Annotated in this window: 4 protein-coding genes; all 4 read right to left on the reverse strand. The window is 47.6% G+C overall.

Annotated elements, in window-relative coordinates; translation table 11 throughout:
- Positions 1-67: GTP-binding protein (locus B7Y67_RS19525; RefSeq protein ID WP_363927135.1), on the reverse strand; the 67-nt coding region annotated here is incomplete at its 3' end.
- Positions 68-120: 53 nt separating this feature from the next.
- A complete protein-coding gene (gene truB / locus B7Y67_RS11565) occupies positions 121-1032 on the reverse strand; it encodes a tRNA pseudouridine(55) synthase TruB (RefSeq protein WP_293598772.1) in 912 nt (303 codons plus the stop codon).
- Between the two features lie 6 nt (positions 1033-1038).
- Positions 1039-1407: a 30S ribosome-binding factor RbfA gene (rbfA, locus tag B7Y67_RS11570; protein WP_015420788.1), complete on the reverse strand. Its 369-nt coding sequence runs from the start codon at positions 1405-1407 to the stop codon at positions 1039-1041.
- A 14-nt stretch (positions 1408-1421) separates the two neighbouring features.
- Positions 1422-4214: a translation initiation factor IF-2 gene (gene infB, locus B7Y67_RS11575; protein ID WP_293598773.1), complete on the reverse strand. Its 2793-nt coding sequence runs from the start codon at positions 4212-4214 to the stop codon at positions 1422-1424.
- Positions 4215-4284 lie beyond the last annotated feature (70 nt).

Here is a 4284-nt window from a genome sequence, read left to right on the forward strand (position 1 = left end):
CCAAAGTAGTTTTACCGTGGTCAACGTGGGCGATGATGGCGATATTACGAAGTGCGCGTTTAGTCATGTGAAGCTTCTGAAGTTAAGAATAAGGTTAATAAATAAAGGGGTTGAATGTATTTAATGTGCTGAAGAAATCAAACGCTTAGGGTGCAATACCCCAGAGCGCCAATCTCCAGTGCCAATAAAGTTATGTGGAGCAGCAGTTGCACGATAGATACGCACTAGCGCTTCTATCGACGGTAAATTGAGCGGGACTCGTTGACCCATCTCCAATCGTTTTGCTTGCTGTTCATCCACAGTTAAATGCGGCAGCGTTTGTAAAAGTGCATCGACTGGCAGGATATAGCTGGAACTATCTTGCAAGCCCTTCTGAATAGATTCGATTGTGAAAGACTGCTCTAAATTGAGATGACCTACTTCGGTGCGGCGTAGGCCAACCAAATGGGCGCCACAGCCTAAGGCTTTGCCAATATCTTCTGCCAATACGCGGATGTAGGTACCCTTACTGCAACTGACTTCTAAAGTAGCTTCAGGCCAATTGATATTGGTCCAACGAATTGCATGAATCGTAATATCTCTTGGAGCACGCTCTAGCTCAACACCCGCACGGGCGTATTCATATAGGGGCTTACCATCGCGCTTGAGCGCGGAATACATTGGCGGAACCTGACTGATTTGACCGCTAAAAGCCGGCAACAAAGAATCTAATGCCGCCTTAATGGCAGCATTATCTGCAAATACAGGTACAGCGAGCTCTTCAATTACAAGGCCTTCAGCATCACCAGTATCAGTACGCTGACCAAATTTGACTTGAGCGATGTAGGTTTTATCGGCTTCCAATAAATCCTGAGAGTACTTAGTGGCTTCACCCAAGCAAATGGGTAGTAAGCCTGTAGCCATTGGATCTAGAGTGCCAGTGTGCCCCGCTTTTTCTGCATTGAATGCACGTTTCACAGCAGTGACCGCACCTTGCGAGCTCATGCCAGCAGGTTTATCAAGCAAAACAACGCCATCGATACGTACAGACATAACTATTTACGCGTTCTCGTCTTTGCGATCACTATCCACCGCTTGATCAATTAAGCGAGACATTTCAATGCCATGCTCAACAGAACTGTCGTAGTGAAAATGCAGGGTTGGCACAGTATGGATATGCAAACGCTTAAACAACAAAGAGTGTAGATAACCTGCCTTATCCTGCAATGCCTTCAGTGCAACCTCAGGCTCAGCACCCAAGACTGTAAAAAAGACTTTTGCATGCGCTAAATCCGGTGTGAGTTCAATACTTTGTAAAGTAATCAAACCCAAGCTTGGGCTACGTAATTCACGAGGAATGAGTTCGGCCAGGTCTCGCTGAATTTGATCGGCGAGACGCTGGTTACGATGTGGACTAGTTTTATGCATTAACTGGGTGCGTCTTAGAGTGTGCGGGCAACTTCAGTAACTTCAAACGCTTCGAGTTGATCACCTTCTTTGATGTCGTTATAGCCTTTTAATGACAGGCCACACTCAACACCAGCACGAACTTCTTTTGCATCATCTTTAAAGCGCTTGAGCGAATCCAACTCGCCGCTCCAGATCACTACGTTTTCACGCAGGAGACGGACACTAGAAGTACGCTTAATGACGCCATCGAGAACCAAGCAACCGGCAATCGCGCCAACTTTAGATACCAAGAAGACTTGACGAATCTCCACCATGCCGGTGATTTCTTCTTTCTTGTCTGGTGTCAACATGCCACTTAAAGCTGCTTTCACTTCATCAACCGCGTCATAAATAATGTTGTGATAGCGAATATCCACACCATTGTTCTCAGCTAACTTACGTGCCGCACCATCTGCACGAGAGTTAAAGCCAATGATGACTGCTTTAGAAGCAACTGCCAAGTTAACGTCAGTCTCAGTAATACCACCTACTGCTGCGTGAACGATTTGAACCTTCACCTCTGCAGTAGAGAGCTTTTGCAATGACTGTGACAAAGCTTCTTGTGAACCTTGTACGTCGGCTTTGATGATCAATGGCAAGAGCTTTGCTTCAATTGCTCCCTCTTCCATGTTTTCCATCATGGTTTCGAGTTTGAATGCTTGCTGTTTAGCCAACTTCACATCACGGAACTTACCTTGACGGAACAGTGCGATCTCACGTGCTTTGCGCTCGTCAGGAACAACTTGCACTGCCTCGCCAGCTGCAGGAACTTCAGATAAACCTTGAATCTCTACAGGGATGGATGGACCAGCTTCGTTACATGGCTTGCCGTTTTCATCCAACATCGCACGAACGCGACCATAGGTTGAACCAGCCAGTAACATATCGCCACGCTTGAGGGTACCTGACTGAACCAAAATAGTAGCCACAGGACCGCGACCTTTATCCAAACGCGCCTCAATAACGAGACCTTGCGCAGGAGCATCTTTCGCTGCCTTGAGTTCCAAAATTTCTGCTTGCAAAAGTACATTCTCAAGCAAGGCATCAATGCCGTCACCTGTTTTAGCAGAGACACCAATAAATGGCACATCACCACCGTACTCTTCAGGAACCACTTGTTCAGCGACTAACTCAGTTTTAACGCGCTCTACGTTTGCCTCTGGCTTATCAATCTTATTAATTGCTACAACGATTGGAACGCCACCCGCTACTGCGTGAGCAATCGCTTCTTTCGTTTGTGGCATCACACCGTCATCGGCTGCCACTACCAAGATCACGATATCCGTTGCCTTAGCACCGCGAGCACGCATTGCCGTAAAAGCTTCGTGACCCGGAGTATCAAGGAAGGTAATCATGCCGCGTGGAGTTTCGACGTGATAAGCGCCGATATGCTGAGTGATACCACCGGCTTCACCAGTAGCAACCTTAGCTGCACGAATCTTATCAAGCAAAGATGTTTTACCGTGGTCAACGTGGCCCATCACCGTAACAACTGGTGGACGTGGCAATAACTCTGCATCGTGACCAGCAATACCGAGATCTAAATCTGGATCATCTAACTTAGCAGCATGAGCTGTATGGCCCATTTCTTCTACGATGATCATGGCAGTATCTTGATCCAAGATCTGGTTGATTGTCACCATCTGACCCATACCCATCAAGAGCTTAATCACTTCTGCACTCTTCACGGCCATTGCATGAGCTAACTCAGCAACAGTAATGGTTTCTGGAACATGAACATCGCGCACAATAGCTTCAGTAGGTACCTGGAAATTGGTATCGACATTGGCTTCAGCAATTTGACGTTGTTTTCTTCTACCACCACCTGAACGCCAACCGCCTACACCACCAGAGCTGTCGCCACGAGTCTTGAGACCGCCAGGTTTCTTGGCGCCCTCTTCTTGCCAAGTGGATGAAGTCTCTGCAGACTTAATCGTCTTACCGCCAACCTTGGCAACTGCTTTTTTCTTATCGTCAGCACCTTCAGCCTTTGCAGGCTTATGCAGGGTACCTTTTTTTGCCTCTTCAGCAGCAATTTCACTTGGTGCTTTGAGAACACGTGCAGGCGCACTCATCATGTCGCGAATCGCTAAAGCTTCAGCCTCAGCAGCGGCACGACGTTTTGTAATATCTGCCAACTGTGCTTTATTGGCGTCAACGATATCTTTAGCAGCTTTATCAGCTTGCGCTTTCTTGTCGACAGCTTTAGCAGCAACTACTTCAGCAGCAGAGGCATCATCAACTGACTTGGCTACTTTTTCAACAACAGGCTCAGCTGCACTTGCAGCCGCTGCAGCATCAGCTTCTTTTTGACGGGCATCTTCTGCCGCCTTCATTTCCGCTTCTTGACGAGCCAACAACTCAGCCTGACGAGTTGCTTCAGCTGCGCGTTTTTCTAGCTCTTCAGCAGAAAGAATTGGCTTAGCAGGCGCTGCAGGAGCGACTTCTTTAGCAACTGGAGCTGGCGTCTCTTCAGGCACTTTATCTCCCGCCTTAACGAGCACGCGCTTTTTACGCACCTCAACCTGCACGGTACGAGTGCGTCCAGCAGAATCTGCCTGACGAATCTCGGAGTTTTCGCGCTTGATGAGAGTAATCTTTTTACGACTACCTGTATCTGCACTGCCATGCTCTTTTTGCAAATGCTCAAGCAGGACAGTCTTGTCCTTCTCGGTAATGCTGTCGTCCTCAGAACCTTTTTCGATACCGGCCGCCTTCAATTGCTCCAGAAGGTCTAGCGCGGTACGTTTTAATTCCTTAGCGAGTACTTTTACTGTTGTTGCCATGCACTACTTCCTCTCATGAAGTAAACCAATGTTCGCGCGCTTTCATGATGAGCGTTTTCGCGGTTTCTTC

Source organism: Polynucleobacter sp. 35-46-11 (assembly GCF_002281105.1).

What these genes read in the sequence shown, in the direction of transcription:
- truB (WP_293598772.1), bottom strand. Translation starts at nt 1,032, where the DNA reads ATGTCTGTACGTATCGATGGCGTTGTTTTGCTTGATAAACCTGCTGGC.
- rbfA (WP_015420788.1), bottom strand. Translation starts at nt 1,407, where the DNA reads ATGCATAAAACTAGTCCACATCGTAACCAGCGTCTCGCCGATCAAATT.
- infB (WP_293598773.1), bottom strand. Translation starts at nt 4,214, where the DNA reads ATGGCAACAACAGTAAAAGTACTCGCTAAGGAATTAAAACGTACCGCG.